A 15,854-nucleotide genomic window follows, 5' to 3' on the forward strand; every position below is an offset into this window, starting at 1 on the left:
CATATCAATGCGCCTGATATATGTCAATCAACTTGATATAGGACGGGGTTCCCCCTGGCGCGCGTCTGCTCGCCCCCCCAGCCCTCGCCCAAGCCCTCAGCTGAACGGCGGTCGTCGGTCGATGAGGCGTGACACGCGTCCGCCGCCGCGCCACACCCGCGCCACCCAGTCGGCATCTTCATCGGTGACCAGATTCGCCATGACCCGCACCGCGATACGCATCAAGGTGGTGGAGCGCATCGCGATCGGCCCGGTCGCCGGCAGGAACCGCTGGAAGGTCAGCAGCAACGCCAACCGGCGCGCCACCGAAAAGCCCCGGGCATAGTGATCGGCCAACAGCGCCGGCCACAGCCGCGACAGATCGCGCGCGTCCAGCACCGCGGCGGCCAGTCGCCCCGTCTCCAACCCGTAGTCGATGCCCTCGCCGTTGAGCGGGTTGACGCAGGCGGCGGCGTCGCCGATCAACACCCAGTTCGGGCCCGCCACACCCGAGACCGCGCCACCCATCGGCAGCAGCGCCGACGCCACCGCTCGCGGCGGCCCCTCGAATCCCCATTCGTCGCGGCGCAGGTCGGTGTAATACGAGATCAGCGGCCGCAATGCCAGATCGGCCGGTCGCTTCTTCGTTGACAGCGCGCCCACGCCGATGTTCACCTCGCCGTTGCCCAACGGGAAGATCCAGCCGTAACCGGGCAACACAGCGCCGTCGGGTGAGCGCAGTTCCAGATGCGACGTCAGCCACGGGTCGTCGCTGCGCGCGGTCGCCAGGTATCCGCGTGCGGCAACCCCGTAGACCGTCTCCTGATGCCAGCGGCGACCCAATTTGCGGCCGAGTGGCGACCGCGCCCCGTCGGCGACGATCAGCTGGTCGCACACCACCTCGGTGCGGTCGGCCAACGTCACCGACGTCACGCGCCGCGATGAGTCATGATGAACCTTAACCACTTTGGTGCCCAAGAGCATGCGCGCGCCGGACTCCTCGGCCACCTTGCGGATCCTGTCGTCGAGCTCCAGACGAGCCACCGCGCTGCTGTACGACGGGAACGACCGGCCCGGCCAGCGCACTTCCACTTCGCCGCCGAATCCGCTCATCCGCAGGCCGCGGTGCTGGATGCGACCGCAAAGCCAGTCGCCCATTCCCAGCCGTTCCAGCTCCAGGATCGCCCGGGGAGTCAGCCCGTCACCGCACGCCTTGTCGCGGGGAAAGCTGGCCGAGTCGATCACAAGGACGTCCCGGCCCGCGCGGGCGGCCCAGGCGGCCGCCGCCGACCCGGCCGGTCCGGCACCCACGACCACCACCTGGGCGCGCAGGGCTCGGGGGACTACGGTGTTCACGCTCCCCAGTATGTTGGTCGAATGAGAACTCCGGCGACGGTGGTGGCGGGCGTTGACTTCGGCGACGCCGGATTCGCCGCGACCGTACGTGACGGTGTCGCCCGGGTGGAGCGGCTGATGGACGCTGAGCTGCGGGGTTCCGACGACGTGATGACCGAATCGTTGCTGCACCTGTTTCAGGCCGGCGGCAAGCGGTTCCGTCCGCTGTTCACCGTGCTGGCCGCGCAAACCGGGCCGGACCCGGACAACGCGGACGTGACCGTGGCCGGCGCGGTGGTCGAACTCATCCATTTGGCGACGCTCTATCACGACGACGTGATGGACGAGGCCGAGGTCCGTCGCGGAGCGCCCAGCGCCAACGCGCGCTGGGGCAACAACGTCGCCATCCTGGCCGGTGACTACCTGTTGGCAACGGCGTCCCGGCTGGTGTCCCGGCTGGGACCCGACGCGGTGCGGATCGTCGCGGACACGTTCGCAGAGCTGGTGACGGGGCAGATGCGGGAGACCCGGGGCACTCCCAAGGGTGTCGACCGTATCGAGCAGTACCTGAGGGTGGTCCACGAGAAGACGGGCAGCCTGATCGGTGCCGCGGGCCGGTTCGGTGGAATGTTCTCCGGCGCCGACGGCGAGCAGGTCGAACGGCTGAGCCGGCTGGGCGGCATCGTCGGCACCGCATTCCAGATCGCGGACGACATCATCGACATCGACAGCGAATCCGACGAGTCGGGCAAGCTGCCGGGAACCGATCTGCGCGAAGGGGTGCGCACCCTGCCGATGCTGTACGCGCTGCAGGAAACCGAGCCCGACGGTGCCCGGTTGCGGGAACTCCTGGCCGGGCCCATTCGCGATGACGGCGAGGTAATGGAGGCGCTCAGCCTGCTGCGGACGTCGTCGGGCATGGCGAAGGCCAAGGAGACTCTGGCCGGTTACGCCGCGCGCGCACACCACGAGCTGAGTCTGTTGCCCGAGTGCTCCGGCCGGCGCGCGTTGCAGGCGCTGGTCGACTATACGGTCAGCCGGCACGGTTGATCCGGTTCGCTCAGGTCGGAACCCGAACCGTCCTCCCAGGCGTTGATCGGTTGTAATCAAGTCGTAGGAGGACACACACATGACCTGGCATCCGCATGCCAACAGACTGAAGACGTTCGTGCTGTTGGTCGGTATGTCCGCGATGATCGTGTTCGTCGGCGCGCTGTTCGGCAGAACGGCGTTGATTATCGCCACGTTGTTCGCCGTCGGGATGAACGTCTACACCTACTACAACAGCGACAAGTTGGCGCTGCGGGCCATGCACGCGGTACCGGTCTCGGAGTTGCAGTACCCCGCGATGTACCGAATCGTGCGTGAACTCGCCACCGCGGCCCACCAGCCCATGCCGCGGCTCTACATCAGCGACACCAATGCCCCCAACGCATTTGCCACCGGTCGCAATCCGCGCAACGCCGCGGTGTGTTGCACCACCGGCATCCTGCAGATCCTGAACGAGCGTGAGCTGCGTGCTGTCCTGGGGCATGAGCTGTCCCACGTCTACAACCGGGACATCCTGATCTCCTGTGTGGCCGGTGCGCTGGCCTCGGTGATCACCGCGCTGGCCAACATCGCCATGTGGTTCGGCGCGTTCGGTGGCAGCCGTGAAGGGGGCGCCAATCCCTTTGCGCTTCTTCTGGTTTCGCTGCTCGGGCCGATCGCCGCGACGGTGGTGCGGCTGGCGGTGTCGCGTTCGCGGGAATACCAGGCCGACGAATCGGGTGCGATGCTGACCGGCGACCCCCTTGCGTTGGCGTCCGCGCTGCGCAAGATCTCCGGCGGGGTGCAGGTGGCACCTCTGCCGCCCGAGCCGCAGTTGGCCAGCCAGGCCCACCTGATGATCGCCAACCCGTTCCGGGCCGGCGAGCGCATCGGGTCGCTGTTCTCGACGCACCCGCCGATCGAGGACCGCATCCGCCGGCTGGAGCAGATGGCGCGGGGCTGACCTGCCCTCGCGCGGCTTTGCGCGGCGTACGGAGATATTCGGTCCCACCGTCGCCGGTCGGCTGGCCTGCGTGACGTGCCTTTGATCGACGGTATGGGGGCGGCGGCATATGCCGGCCAGATCGAATGCGGACCTGCTGCCTAGCTGAGCGCTAGGTAGCCGATTCCCGTCCCTCCTCGGATTCGACGAGGTCGTTCATCGCGCGGCGGGCACGGTGACCGGTATGGACGCCCCCGTGGATGTGAACCACGCCGCCCGTCGCTTGATGTCGTTCCTGCCAGTCGGCGACCGCCTGATGCGCGGCGTGGTCCAAGTAGATCACCGACATGGTGACAGTGACCGTCTTGCCGGTAGGCACAGACGCCAGCACCTCGGTCAGCCGCGGCAACGAGAGGAAGGTGCACGCCCCCTCGACGTCCACGCGCCACTCGTCACCGTCAGGTCGAGCCTGGATCCGGAACCACATCACCCGCCATGCGGTGAGCGCCACGGCCAGAACAAGTCCGATCAGCACGCCTTTCATGAGGTTGAGAAACACGACACCGACGACGGTCACCAGGTAGACCGCCAGGTCACCGTTGCGCATGGCTGTTTCGATATGGGCCGGCTGCAGCAGCCTGATTCCGACGAAAACCAGCAGCCCGGCAAGTGCGGCGCTGGGGATTTGCTGGATCAGCCCGGCGAAAAACAGGGTGAAGATCAGGATCCAGATACTGTGCATGATCGTCGACGCACGGGTTCTGGCGCCGGCCTGCACATTCGCCGAGCTGCGAACGATGGCGGCGGCGATAGGAAGGCCGCCGATCATCCCGGAGGTGATGTTGGCAACGCCCTGCCCGGCCAACTCGCGGTTGAAGTTGGTGGGCGTCCCGGGGTGCATTCTGTCGATCGACACCGATGCCAGCAGGCTCTCGACGGTGGCGATGAAGACGACGGTGAGAACGCTCGTGGCGAAGGCGCCCCAGTTGCCGTCGGGCAGGCCGGGAAGCTGGAACGCATCCAGCGGCGACCCGGTGAGCGTGATCCTGGACAGTTCGAACGGGAAAATCACGGAGATGATGGTTGCCGTGACGATGGCGACCAGCGGCCCTGGGATGGCTGCCAGCTTGGCTGGCGCCCAACGCCAGGCGAGCATGATGACGATCACCAACACACCCAGAAACATTCCCGGCTTATGCGCGCCGAGAATCTGGTCCGGCAGCTCGACGACGTTTTCCCACGAGGTGCTGTGGGACGCCCCGCCCAGCAGGACGTGCGTTTGTTGAAGCGCGATCGTGATTCCGATACCGGCCAGCATCGCGTGCACGACAACCGGCGAGATCGCCAATACCGCTCGCGCAATCCGGCTGAGCCCCAAGATGAGCTGCAGCACACCGGCGGCCACGGTGATCAGGCAGGTCGCCCGCCAACCAAACTGAGCGACGAGACCGGCGGTGACGACCATCAACCCGTTGGCGGGACCGCTAACCGACAATGGCGACCCGCCGATGATGCCAAGGACGATTCCGCCGACGACTGCCGAGATCAGGCCCGAAAGCACCGGTGCGTCCGAGGCGATCGCGATCCCCACCGAGAGTGGGAGCGCAATCAGAAATACGACAAGCGACGAGGGGAGGTCGTGCCGGACGACTGACCGCACTCGTTCACTGCGTGAAACCGCCTGCTCCGGCGCCGGGCCGTCGTGTGGCTCGTCGGGCTGCATGGGTCATTTCCTGGTCTGGTCGTTGAGCGGCTCGGTCCCACCGGCGCCGTTTCGTCCAATCACCTGCTCGTATGTTGTTGGTGCACAAGCACATACGCCCCGTAGTGTCGACGGCAGGCGCGTGCCGCTGCCTCGACAGTATGCGCGCGGCCAGAGACGGGTCAAGCCCACGAACAGCGCGCATACCGAACACAGATATGAAGCACTAGAACCCCGAGCCATGCACCTCGTGTCCGGGTTCCTCGGCGGCCAGGCCGCTGTAAGCCTGTTCGACGGTCGAGCCGTGGTTGATCACGGCGTCGACCTCGCGCGCAATCGGCATGCTCAACCCGAACTCGTCGGCGAACTCCATGATGACGCTGGCGGCCTTCACACCCTCGGCGACCTGGTTCATCGACGCGATGATCTCGTCGATGGGCTTGCCCGCGCCCAGTTGTTCGCCGACGTGGCGGTTGCGGCTGCGCTGGCTGGTGCAGGTGACGATCAGGTCGCCCAGACCCGCAAGGCCGGGGAATGTTTCGGCATTACCGCCCATCGCGACGCCGAGCTTGGTCATCTCGCGCAGCGCGCGGGCGATCACCAGTGCCCGGGTGTTCTCGCCGATGCCCAGCGAATAGCCCATTCCGACCGCGATCGCGAAGACGTTCTTGAGTGCACCCGCCATCTCGACACCGATCACGTCATCGGTCGTGTACACGCGAAAACGGCGGGTGCGGAACAGGGTTGAGAGTCGGGTGGCGAGGTGTTGGTCCGGCATGGCCAACACCGCGGCGGCGGCGTAGCCCTCAGCCACCTCGCGGGCGATGTTCGGCCCGGCCAGGATGCCCGCCGGATGCCCCGGCAGGATTTCCTCGATGATCTGCGACATCCGCATGTTGGTGCCCTGCTCGAGGCCCTTGACCAGCGAGACCACCGGCACCCAGGGCCGCAGTTCCTTTGCCAGTTCGGTCAGGACCCCCCGGAAGCCGTGCGACGGTACACCCATGACGAGGACGTCGGCGCAGTTGGCCGCTTCGGCGAAGTCGGTGGTGGCGCGCAGTGAGCTGCTCAGCGCGACCGCGTCCCCGAGGTAGCGGCTGTTGCGGTGGTTTTCGTTGATGTCTTTGGCCGTCTCTTCCGAGCGCACCCACTGCAGTGTCGGCCCGCGACGCGCGCAGATTGAGGCCACGGTGGTGCCCCAGGAACCGCCGCCGAGGACAACGACCTTGGGTTCGCGTTTCTCAGCTGCCATGAACGTCAGCCTATTGCGATGACCGTGGAATACCAACGACCTCTGGGGGAGAGGACTTCGGGCCCTTACCGTGGGCCGTCGCCACCGGGATCGTGAAGGTGTGAAGCCCCGAGCGTTGATGAGGCTGGCCGTGGCCGCCCTCGTCCTGTCGGTGTCATGGCCCGCGACTGCCGTCGCCGACGGCGGCCGTCCGCAGGGCAACGCGGCGCAGATCGCGGCGGCGCGGATCCGTCCGGCCGTGATGTTCCTCGGCGCCGAGGCGTACGGGATGGTGCGGCTGCCCGACGGCAAGACGCTGTCGTTCTTCGGCGAAGGGACCAACGCACCCTTCGTCGCCACATGGACCTGTACCGGCTTCGTTGTCAACCCGGACGGCTGGGTGGCTACCGCGGGCCACTGTGCCGATCCGGACACCGCGAAGGAGCAGATACTCAAGCGCGCCGTCAGCGAATACCAGGCTCAATACCCTGGATCTCCGGTCAGTCAGGACCCACTGGCGACGCTGGAGTGGCTGGCGAAGAATGCACGTGTCGAAGGCACCCTGCCCGGGCAGGGGCCGCAGGTCGACCTGACGCTGGTGTACGGCACGGGGACGAAGATCGCCGAGAAGATGCCTACCACCGTCGTGGACTTCCGGCCGATCGGTAAAGGCGACGTGGCGCTGCTGAAGGTCGACAAACACAATCTGCCATCGTCGGAACTCGGCACCGATGCCGACGTCAGCATCGGTACCCCGGTGCTGGCTGTCGGTTACGCCGAACCCACCGCGCGGCTCACCGGGCGGTCGCTGGACCCGACCAACAAGAGCGGCAAGGTGAGCAAGAAGTCGACCGTGAAATCGACGCCGGTTTACGAGATCGACGCCGCTTTGGCCGAAGGGATGAGCGGCGGCCCGACCGTCGACCTCAACGGCAACGTGATCGGCGTCAACAGCTTCGGTCCTGCTGGCGAATCGCAGCCGTTCAACTTCATCGTTCCCGCAGACACCTTGGCGACGTTGATGGCGGCCAAAGCCGTCAAGGCCACGCTCGGGCCCGCGGACCGGTACTACCGGCAGGGACTCAGCCATTACTACGCGGGCCGCTACAGCGACGCGATCAAGGATTTCGAGCAGACGCTGATTCTCTCGCCGGACTATCCCGGCGTCGCCGATCTCAAGACCAGCGCGGCGAATCTGCGCCAGCAGTACGGCGACGTATCGATATTCGAACGGTCAAACCTGTTGTGGTACATCGTAAGTGGGGCACTGCTGGTAATTATCGCCGGGAGCTGGTTGACCCTCATGGTCGTCCGGGGCCGGCGGCAACTGCGCGACGAAGCAGAAGAGGACGAACCGGTGTCGCCTGAGGATGCCGAGGACTTGGCCGGCACGGTGCGACCGCTGGGCCTGGCACCGCCGCCGGCGACCGACGAACCGCACTTCTGTGCTAACTGCGGCGCCCAGCACCACCACGCCGAGAAGTTCTGCCCGAACTGCGGCAAGAAGATCTCGCTCGGCGAGTCGGCCTAACCGACTACCGCCGCCCGGTCGGCCGCCCGGCCGAACACCATGGCCTCGTCGATCCGGTCCAACCTGTAGTCGATGGCGTCGGCGAAGTAGTTCTGCCGCACGTTCCAGGGCCGTTTGGTGCCCGACTTGGGCAGCGCGTGCAGTGCCCGCTTGACGTAGCCGGCCTGGATGTCCCATGCCGGTTTTTCGGCCATCGGCTGGTCGCCGAGGTGAGGGCTGGCGTGTGTGTAGCCGTGCTCGGCCATGTAGGCCAGCAGCTTGGCGGTGGCCCGCGCGGTCATGTCGGCCCGCAGTGTCCAGGAGGCGTTCGTGTAGCCGACGCACCAGAAGAGGTTGGGTACGTCTTCGAGCATGTGCGCCTTGTAGACGAAGCGTTCCGTGGGGTTGATCTCGACGCCGTCGATGCTGATGGTGGCGCCGCCCAGGGCCTGGAGTTGCAATCCGGTGGCGGTGACGATGACGTCGGCATCCAGATGCCGTCCGGACTTCAACGCGATGCCGGTGGTGTCGAAGTGGTCGATCTGATCGGTGACCACCTCGGCCCGACCGTCGGCGACGGCGTGGTACAGGTCGGCGTCCGGGATCAGGCACAGCCGCTGGTCCCACGGTTTGTATCTGGGCTTGAAGTGGGTGTCCACGTCGTAGCCCTCCGGCAGGTTTTGCACCGCGGTGCGGCGGAGCAGCCACTTGATCAGCGGCGGCATCTTGCGCGACAGGAACCACAACACCCCTTCCATCAGCGCGTTGTAGAACCGGATCGTCAGGTGGGCGGCCCTGCGCGGCAACAACTTTCGGCTCAGCCAGGCGACCTTAGTGTATTTGGACGCCGAGATCAGGTACGTCGGCGAACGTTGCAGCATGATCACCTTGCCGGCCTGCTGCGCCATCGCTGGAATGAGCGTCACCGCGGTGGCACCGCTGCCGATCACCACCACGTTCTTGCCGGTGTAGTCCAGGTCCTCCGGCCAGTGCTGGGGATGCACGACGGCGCCGGCGAACTGCTCGATGCCAGGGAAGTCGGGGGTGTAGCCGGCGTCGTAGTCGTAGTAGCCGCTGCCGAAGAACACGAACCTGCTACGGCACTGCTTGGTGACGCCGTCCTGCTCGAAGCTGACGGTCCAGATATCGGTGGCCGAATCCCAGTCGGCGCCACGCACATAGCTACGGAATTGGATGTGCTTGTCGATGCCGTACTTGCGGGCCATGTCGGTGAGGTAGTCACGGATGTGGTCGCCGTCGGCGACGCCTTCTTCGCGGGTCCACGGTTCGTAGGGGAAGCTCAGCGTGAAGATGCTGCTGTCCGAGCGCACGCCGGGGTACCGGAACAGGTCCCAGGTGCCGCCGATGCGCTCGCGTCGCTCCAAGATGGTGTAGCTCAGCCCCGGGTTGCGCTGCAGGATGCGGTAGGCCGCGCCCAGGCCGGAGATGCCGGCCCCGACGATGAGGACGTCGACGGATGCGGTCTCGGCGGGCGCAGCGGCCTCCTCTGGCGTCACGGTCATCATCAACCTCGCTTCTTCTTTGGGACGTTCAGCCTGCGCTCTGGGCGGCCATGTGTTGGAGAAATCCGCCGCTGACGCAGGGTCAACTACCGGTAGTTGACGAACTGCAGCGCGACATCGAGGTCGGCCTGCTTGAGCATCGAGATGACTGCCTGCAGGTCGTCTCGCTTCTTGCTGGTGACCCGGACCTCGTCGCCCTGGATCTGGGTCTTGACCGTCTTGGGCCCCTCGTCGCGGATGAGCTTGGTGATCTTCTTGGCGTTCTCGCTGCTGATGCCCTGCTTGAGGGTGCCGGTCACCTTGTAGGTCTTGCCGGAGGCCTGCGGCTCGCCGGCCTCGAAGGACTTCAGCGAGATGTCGCGGCGGATCAGTTTCTCCTTGAACACGTCGACCGCTGCCTTGACCCGCTCTTCGGTGGACGAGGTCAGCTCGATGCCCTCCTCGCCTTTCCACGCGATCTTGGTGTCGGTGCCGCGGAAGTCGAAGCGGGTGGACAGCTCCTTGGCGGCCTGGTTGAGCGCGTTGTCCACTTCCTGCCGGTCAACCTTGCTGACGATGTCGAACGATGAGTCCGCCATTGCGGTGCATCCCTTCCTCGGTGCTGGCCGTTTGTGAACTGTCTACCCCGTCGTTGTACCCTGCTAGGCGGCAGGTTGCCCGAGCGGCCAATGGGAGCGGACTGTAAATCCGTCGCGAAAGCTTCACAGGTTCGAATCCTGTACCTGCCACCACCAATCATCGGGAAATGATGCCTTCGCGGTAGCGCTGATTTCCCTAGCACCGCAATCGTTTCGCGCTGGCTGGGCCGGCTGCTCCGCTATGGCGGGCAGATGAGCGCAGGGATTGAACCGGCCATCGGCTTCTCTAGCAACCCATTCCACCTCAGACAACTTTGGGGCCTAGCGGCGGACGCAAACTGGGATATAATCAACCATGGTTGACAGTTAGGAGGTGAGTGATATGGAGTACGAGTCCTTGTTCCGCGACGTCGAGATGACCTGCCAGAGTGCCTTCTTCGTGGTCGGCGATGCGGCCGAGTGAAGCGGTTTAGCCCGTCGCTGGGGCGTTTCCACCCCTGAGGCGAATGCCCCGGCGACCATCGCTGCGCCCACTGAGAGGAGCACCCGATGCTGCGCAGCTCGACAACGACCGACACCAGCCTGGTGACTGCCGACGGCAGCTCGGTCGAGGTCTACAGCAGGATGCCGTCGATGGGGGAGGTCGAGCACGTCCAGTCGCTCCTGGTACCCCACTGTTCGGTGGTCGATCTGGGTGCCGGCACCGGACGCGTCGCTGACGCTCTGGCCTCGTTCGGCCATCGAGTCACCGCCGTCGACGACTCGCGCGACATGCTCGCCTACGTCCGCAGGGCACGGAAAGTCCTCGCCCGCATCGAGGACGTGCGCTTGCCCGAGCGGTTCGACGCTGTGTTGTTGATGTCGAACCTGATCAACTACCCGGACCCGCTACTGCGCAGATCCATGATGGCAACCGTGGCTTACCACCTGGCACCGTACGGCCGGGCGATCATCCAGTGGGTGCCGCCCTCCCTGCTGGCCTCTCGGCCCACGGGTTGGACGAAGACGCTGACTTTCGATGCGGTGCGGACGACCCTGACGATTCACTCCAACCGCGGCGGGATCACCACCGGGGAGTTCGTCTTGGCTGCCGACGGCCAACAGTGGCGCCAGTCGCTGGTTCTGCAGCGCGTCAGCCCCGGCATTGTCCGCGCAGAACTTGCGCAGGCGGGGCTGTCGCTGACAACCAGGCACCCCGGTTCGACGCGTTGGTTGCTGGCCAAGAAAATGTGACTGTGGACCAGACGCCACAATCCACAGATCGGGCCGGCCCCAGCTTCGGTTGATCGACGTCGTGCACCCGTCACCAGAACCTGTTCACCCGGTGCAATGCAGCTCCACGATGCGTCCGGCTGTGACCATCGCCAGCGCGTTGGCCCTGGCCGCGTTCGCGTTCGGCCCCCAGGCGCCGCCCCAGCGGCCGGAACCCAAGGCCAGTGCGGCACAACCATTGCGCGCCCACGACGTCACCTGACAGCCGCTGCCGTGCGGCTGGCAATTGCCCAGCGCGATATGGGTCGCCTCCTCCATCGTCGAGGCGTTGTTGGCCCACCCGGTGTACCCGGTGACCGGGGAGTAGGCGATCACTGTATACAGGCCACCCGCGGTCGTCCCTGTTGCCCGGGCTGGGGGTGAGACGGCGGCTGCACCGCCGAAGAGAGCCACAATGGCCGCGGTCAAGGCGACCGTAGAAAACATGCGGTTACCGCTCATGGGAGATCCTTGCCGTCTAGCGTTGGTGACCGACTCAGCATCAGATCCGCGGCTGAACAGATTCTCTGGAAATGCTTGGTGCGGCTCGCATACTTCCTACGGAAAGAAGTGACAAGGAGGGGGATGGCAATGTCCTCGGCAACCACTCACCCCAAGACGTCATCGAATTTGGCTTCGATGTTCTTGGATCGAGTCGGCGCTTCAGCCGGAAAGGAGTCATTCAGGCACTTGCGCGATGGCCGGTGGGTGTCGGTGACGTGGCAGCAGACCGCCGATGACGTACAGCAGCTGGCGGCGGGATTGCTGGCGTCGGGCATCGAACCCGAACAGCGCGTCGCGATCATGGCCGGTACCCGGTACGAGTGGATCCTGGCCGACCTCGCCGTGATGTGCGCCGGTGCGGCGACGACGACCGTTTACCCGAGCACGCACGCCGCCGACGCCACCTACATCGTGGCCGACTCGGAGTCGCAGATCGTCTTCGCCGAGGACGCCTCGCAGGTCGCCAAACTCGCCGACCATCGCGACGAGCTGCCGGACGTGCGCCTGATCGTGATCATGGACGGCGAGGGCGACGGCGACTGGGTCATCACCTTCGACGAATTCACCCGCCGCGGCGCCGCTTACCTACAGGAACACCCGACGTCCGTCTCCGACGCCGCAGCCACGGTGACGAGCGAATCGCTGGCCACTCTGATCTACACGTCAGGTACCACCGGACGCCCGAAGGGGGTGCGCCTGGCGCACCGGTCATGGGCCGCGGCGGCCGAGTTCATCCGCGACGAGGGCCTCCTCGGCGAGGACCACCTGCACGTGCTGTGGCTGCCGCTCGCCCACTCATTCGGCAAGGTGCTGCTCGCCAGCCAGCTCGCGTGTGGATTCGTCAGCGCGGTCGACGGGCGTGTCGACAAGATCGTCGAGAATATGGGTGCGGTGAAACCGACGTTCATGGCCGCGGTTCCCCGCATCTTCGAGAAGGCGCACGCCCGGATCGTGATGACAAGCCAAAGCGGCGGCGGCATCAAGGCCAGACTCTTCGATCAGGCGTTCCGAGTCGGCCTCGACGTAACCCGTCGGCACCGCGACGGCAGCCCGGTGCCGCTCCCGCTGCGGCTTCAGTATCAGCTGTTCGACCGTTTGGTGTTCAGCAAGGTCCGCGACGTCTTCGGCGGCCGGCTGCGGTTCTTCGTCTCCGGGTCCGCGCCGCTCAACCGCGAGATCGCCGAATGGTTCCTCGCAGCCGGGGTGCTGGTCCTGGAAGGCTACGGGCTCACCGAATCCGCCGGCGCCGGCTTCATCAACCGACCCGACAACTACAAGCTCGGCACGGTCGGGCTGCCCTTCGACGGTACGGACGTGCGCATCGGTGACAACGGAGAGGTGCAGCTGCGCGGTCCTCTGGTGATGACCGGTTACCACCACCTACCCGACAAAACCGAAGAGGCGATGACCCGCGACGGTTGGCTGCGCACCGGCGATCGCGGCAGCCTCGATTCCGACGGGTTCCTCACCATCACCGGCCGCATCAAAGAGTTGTTCAAGACGTCCGGGGGCAAGTACGTCGCGCCACCGGCCATCGAAGCGAAGTTCATGGCGCTCTGCCCCTACGCCAGCCAATTCATCGTGTTCGGGGAGGCGCGCAACTATTGTGTCGCGCTGATCGCGCTGGACGGCGACTCGGTGGCGAAATGGGCTGCAGAGCAGGGGATTTCGGAGACGTCTTTCGCGGAGCTCACCCGCAACGCCCAGGTGCGCGAGATGGTCGAGGGCTACGTGCAGCAGTTGAACAGTGAACTCAACCGCTGGGAGACGATCAAGAAGTGGGAGCTGATCGACCACGAATTGTCGGTCGACACAGGCGAACTCACTCCGTCGCTGAAGCTGAAGCGAGCGGTGGTCGAGCAGAACAACAAGGAGATCATCGACGGGTTCTACGTCTGAGGGGTGATGGCGACACCTTGACAGGCAGCGACTATGCAAGCTCCTTCCGAGTCGCCGAACACCCCACTGGGTATCGCGCGCTTCGTCGGGTCGCTACCCAACCCCGACATATTTGCCACCGGCGACCTCGAGCTATATCACGTTAGCCCGCCGTTGTGCGGATTCAACGTGGTTGCGGCCTCGAAATCATTGTGGGCCATGCATTTCCATCCTCCGGACTCGCCAAAAGCTCCCGAGGACCCGGTCTCGACAGCCTTCTACGCGTGACGGGAGAAGGCCCGCACATCTACCGGGAGACGAAGCTGCCGGGCAGCGCCGACGGCAGGGCCCCTTCCCGCGCGCTCGCTGAACTCGGTTACGAGGTGCGAATGGGCCCAACGACATAGGCCACTCACCGCACCTGCGGCATCACCCCACTGGCCAACAGCTCCAGGTGCGCCAAGTCCGACATGTCGAGCAGCTGCGCGTACACCCGCTGCACGCCCAACTCACTCCACGGCCCCAGCTTGTCGACGATCTCGGCCGGCGTTCCGACCAACGGACTGTTGGCGCGCATCTCGTCGACCTCCCGGCCGATCATCGCTGCGCGACGGGCCACCTCGGCGTCGTCGCGACCGGCGCACAACACAAAGGCGCTGGAGTAGACGATCGAGTCGGCCGCGCGGCCGGCCGCCGCTACGGCATCGGCCACCCGCTGGAATTGTTTGCCCACCACGTCGATCGTCGCGAACGGCACGTTGAATTCCGCCGCGTACTCGGCCGCCAGCGCCGGCGTCCGTTTGGCGCCGGTGCCGCCGATCACGATCGGCGGATGCGGGCTCTGGACCGGTTTGGGTAGCCCCGGTGAGCCCACGATCGTGTAGTGATCGCCGGCGTAGTCGAATGTCTCGCCCGTCGGCGTACTCCACAGCCCGGTGATGACGGCAAGCTGCTCGCCGAGCCGGTCGAAACGTTCCCGCACCGGCGGGAACGGAATGCCGTACGCCCGGTGCTCAGCTTCGAACCAGCCACTACCCAAGCCGAATTCCACCCGGCCGCAGCTCATTTCGTCCACCTGAGCCACCGCGACCGCCAGCGGCCCCGGATAGCGGAACGTCGCCGACGTCACCAGCGTGCCCAACCGGATCCGTGATGTCTCGCGGGCGATCGCGCCCAGCGTCACCCACGAGTCGGTCGGTCCCGGCCCACCGTCACCGCTCATGGCCAGGTAGTGATCCGAACGGAAGAACGCGTCGAAGCCGAGTTTCTCGGCGGCCCGGGCGACAGCCAGCTGGTCGGCGTAGGTGGCGCCCTGTTGTGGCTCGACGAAAGCACGGAAGTCCATGATTTCCTTCGGTTCTCATTGCACCGCAACGGGATAGCGGTACCGGGGACTCAGGGTACGCGAGTGGACTCGGGATCGGAATCGTCGAACCTCACAGTGACCCGCTGAGAGCTCTTGACGCGCTCGGCCTTGGCCTTGCTGGCGTAGGTCTTGCGGTCGGCCGGCGTGAGATCCGCGTCGTCGGAGAAGGGCGTGAGCAACGAACGCGGGTGCAGCCTTTCGACCAACACCACGTTGATCTCTGCGCACAACACCAACGTGGAGGACACCAGATACAAAAACGCCAGCATCCCAAGGACCAGGGCGAAGACGCTGTTGGTCGCGCTGGACGTCTTCACCACGTGACCGATGTATCCGGCACCGAACCACTGCAGTATCTGCCATACGATGGCCGCCGCTATCGCTCCCGGGAGCACCTGCCGGTAGGTGAGTTCCCGCGCGGTCGTCACCCGAAATGCGACCAGGCAGATCACCGCGTTGATCGCGACCGCGGCGACGGCGGCACCGATCCTGCCGAACGCGCCCAGACTGCCGCTGGCATGGGCGACGGCGGAGAGCACGGTGGTCGCGATGGCCGCCGAACCGAGTACCAACAGCAGGAGCAAGCTACGCACCCGCGATCGGATCACGTCGGGACGCTGGTGCCTTTCCACTGCCCACACAGAATCCATCGCGTTCTGCAACGCCTGCCCGACGCCCAGGCCGCCGTAGAGCGCACCGAAAACGCCGACCGCCACCGCGCCCACTCCGCCGCTGAGTCCCTCCGGCTGATGTAGTTGGCTACCGATCACCGGGAACTGACTCAACGTGCTCTGCAGCACCTGCGCCTGAAGGTCGGGCCTGCCGGCCAGCAGTACCCCGAGGCCGGTGGTCAAAAGCAACAGCAGGGGGAACAGCGACACGAAGGCGTAGTAGGTGATCAAGGCGGCAAGATAGCCACCCTGATCGTCGAGGTATTTGTAGATGACCGCAATGGCCACGCCCACGGTGCGATTGCGTTGTTGCAATCTGTCCAGCCCGCCGACCATCGCCGCTCACTTCAAACT

At 65.6% G+C, this 15,854-nt stretch carries 14 protein-coding genes and 1 tRNA gene; 7 read left to right on the forward strand and 8 right to left on the reverse strand.

The features are described 5' to 3' along the window. Nucleotides 1-96: 96 nt before the first annotated feature. Entirely contained in the window at nt 97-1,335 is a 1,239-nt protein-coding gene (gene menJ / locus ACX9NE_RS08805) for a menaquinone reductase (RefSeq protein WP_459361295.1), read from the reverse strand. Between the two features lie 21 nt (nt 1,336-1,356). On the opposite strand from menJ, the gene grcC1 reads away from it, so the two are divergent. After that, nucleotides 1,357-2,364 (forward strand): nonaprenyl/(2E,6E)-farnesyl/geranylgeranyl diphosphat synthase, encoded by a 1,008-nt coding sequence (grcC1, locus tag ACX9NE_RS08810; protein ID WP_459361296.1) that lies wholly within the window; start codon nt 1,357-1,359, stop codon nt 2,362-2,364. Nucleotides 2,365-2,443: 79 nt separating this feature from the next. Beyond that, entirely contained in the window at nt 2,444-3,307 is an 864-nt protein-coding gene (gene htpX / locus ACX9NE_RS08815) for a zinc metalloprotease HtpX (RefSeq protein ID WP_459361297.1), read from the forward strand. Nucleotides 3,308-3,458: 151 nt separating this feature from the next. Here htpX and ACX9NE_RS08820 read toward each other — a convergent pair whose 3' ends face one another. Together ACX9NE_RS08820 and ACX9NE_RS08825 are read right to left on the reverse strand one after the other, a co-directional pair. Further along, on the reverse strand, nt 3,459-5,009 hold the full coding sequence (locus tag ACX9NE_RS08820; protein ID WP_459361298.1) for a SulP family inorganic anion transporter: 1,551 nt from the start codon (nt 5,007-5,009) through the stop codon (nt 3,459-3,461). A 205-nt stretch (nt 5,010-5,214) separates the two neighbouring features. Further along, nucleotides 5,215-6,240 carry an NAD(P)H-dependent glycerol-3-phosphate dehydrogenase gene (locus ACX9NE_RS08825; RefSeq protein WP_459361299.1) on the reverse strand — a complete coding sequence of 342 codons (1,026 nt, stop codon included), beginning with the start codon at nt 6,238-6,240 and terminating at the stop codon, nt 5,215-5,217. Between the two features lie 100 nt (nt 6,241-6,340). On the opposite strand from ACX9NE_RS08825, the gene ACX9NE_RS08830 reads away from it, so the two are divergent. Beyond that, the gene (locus tag ACX9NE_RS08830; protein ID WP_459361300.1) at nt 6,341-7,750 is read left to right on the forward strand and encodes a trypsin-like peptidase domain-containing protein; all 1,410 of its coding nucleotides are present in this window, start codon (nt 6,341-6,343) and stop codon (nt 7,748-7,750) included. Here ACX9NE_RS08830 and ACX9NE_RS08835 read toward each other — a convergent pair. Beyond that, on the reverse strand, nt 7,747-9,252 hold the full coding sequence (locus ACX9NE_RS08835) for a flavin-containing monooxygenase (protein WP_459361301.1): 1,506 nt from the start codon (nt 9,250-9,252) through the stop codon (nt 7,747-7,749). The genes ACX9NE_RS08830 and ACX9NE_RS08835 overlap by 4 nt on opposite strands. A gap of 86 nt (nt 9,253-9,338) precedes the next feature. Then, nucleotides 9,339-9,830 carry a YajQ family cyclic di-GMP-binding protein gene (locus tag ACX9NE_RS08840; protein ID WP_459361302.1) on the reverse strand — a complete coding sequence of 164 codons (492 nt, stop codon included), beginning with the start codon at nt 9,828-9,830 and terminating at the stop codon, nt 9,339-9,341. A 69-nt stretch (nt 9,831-9,899) separates the two neighbouring features. Here ACX9NE_RS08840 and ACX9NE_RS08845 point away from each other — a divergent pair. Together ACX9NE_RS08845 and ACX9NE_RS08850 are read left to right on the forward strand one after the other, a co-directional pair. Beyond that, nucleotides 9,900-9,983, forward strand: a tRNA-Tyr gene (locus ACX9NE_RS08845). Between the two features lie 396 nt (nt 9,984-10,379). After that, entirely contained in the window at nt 10,380-11,063 is a 684-nt protein-coding gene (locus ACX9NE_RS08850; protein ID WP_459361303.1) for a class I SAM-dependent methyltransferase, read from the forward strand. A gap of 84 nt (nt 11,064-11,147) precedes the next feature. Here ACX9NE_RS08850 and ACX9NE_RS08855 read toward each other — a convergent pair whose 3' ends face one another. Continuing rightward, on the reverse strand, nt 11,148-11,543 hold the full coding sequence (locus ACX9NE_RS08855; RefSeq protein ID WP_459361304.1) for a DUF4189 domain-containing protein: 396 nt from the start codon (nt 11,541-11,543) through the stop codon (nt 11,148-11,150). Nucleotides 11,544-11,666: 123 nt separating this feature from the next. On the opposite strand from ACX9NE_RS08855, the gene ACX9NE_RS08860 reads away from it, so the two are divergent. Together ACX9NE_RS08860 and ACX9NE_RS08865 are read left to right on the forward strand one after the other, a co-directional pair. Beyond that, nucleotides 11,667-13,484, forward strand: coding sequence for an AMP-dependent synthetase/ligase (locus ACX9NE_RS08860; protein WP_459361305.1), 1,818 nt, complete (start codon nt 11,667-11,669; stop codon nt 13,482-13,484). Between the two features lie 33 nt (nt 13,485-13,517). Then, nucleotides 13,518-13,751, forward strand: coding sequence for a hypothetical protein (locus ACX9NE_RS08865; RefSeq protein ID WP_459361306.1), 234 nt, complete (start codon nt 13,518-13,520; stop codon nt 13,749-13,751). 124 nt (nt 13,752-13,875) lie between these two features. Here the strand turns inward: ACX9NE_RS08865 and ACX9NE_RS08870 are convergent, their stop codons facing one another. After that, on the reverse strand, nt 13,876-14,808 hold the full coding sequence (locus ACX9NE_RS08870) for an LLM class F420-dependent oxidoreductase (protein WP_459361307.1): 933 nt from the start codon (nt 14,806-14,808) through the stop codon (nt 13,876-13,878). 50 nt (nt 14,809-14,858) lie between these two features. Next, nucleotides 14,859-15,836: a YihY/virulence factor BrkB family protein gene (locus ACX9NE_RS08875; protein ID WP_459361308.1), complete on the reverse strand. Its 978-nt coding sequence runs from the start codon at nt 15,834-15,836 to the stop codon at nt 14,859-14,861. Nucleotides 15,837-15,854 lie beyond the last annotated feature (18 nt).

The organism is Mycobacterium sp. ML4, assembly GCF_054515735.1.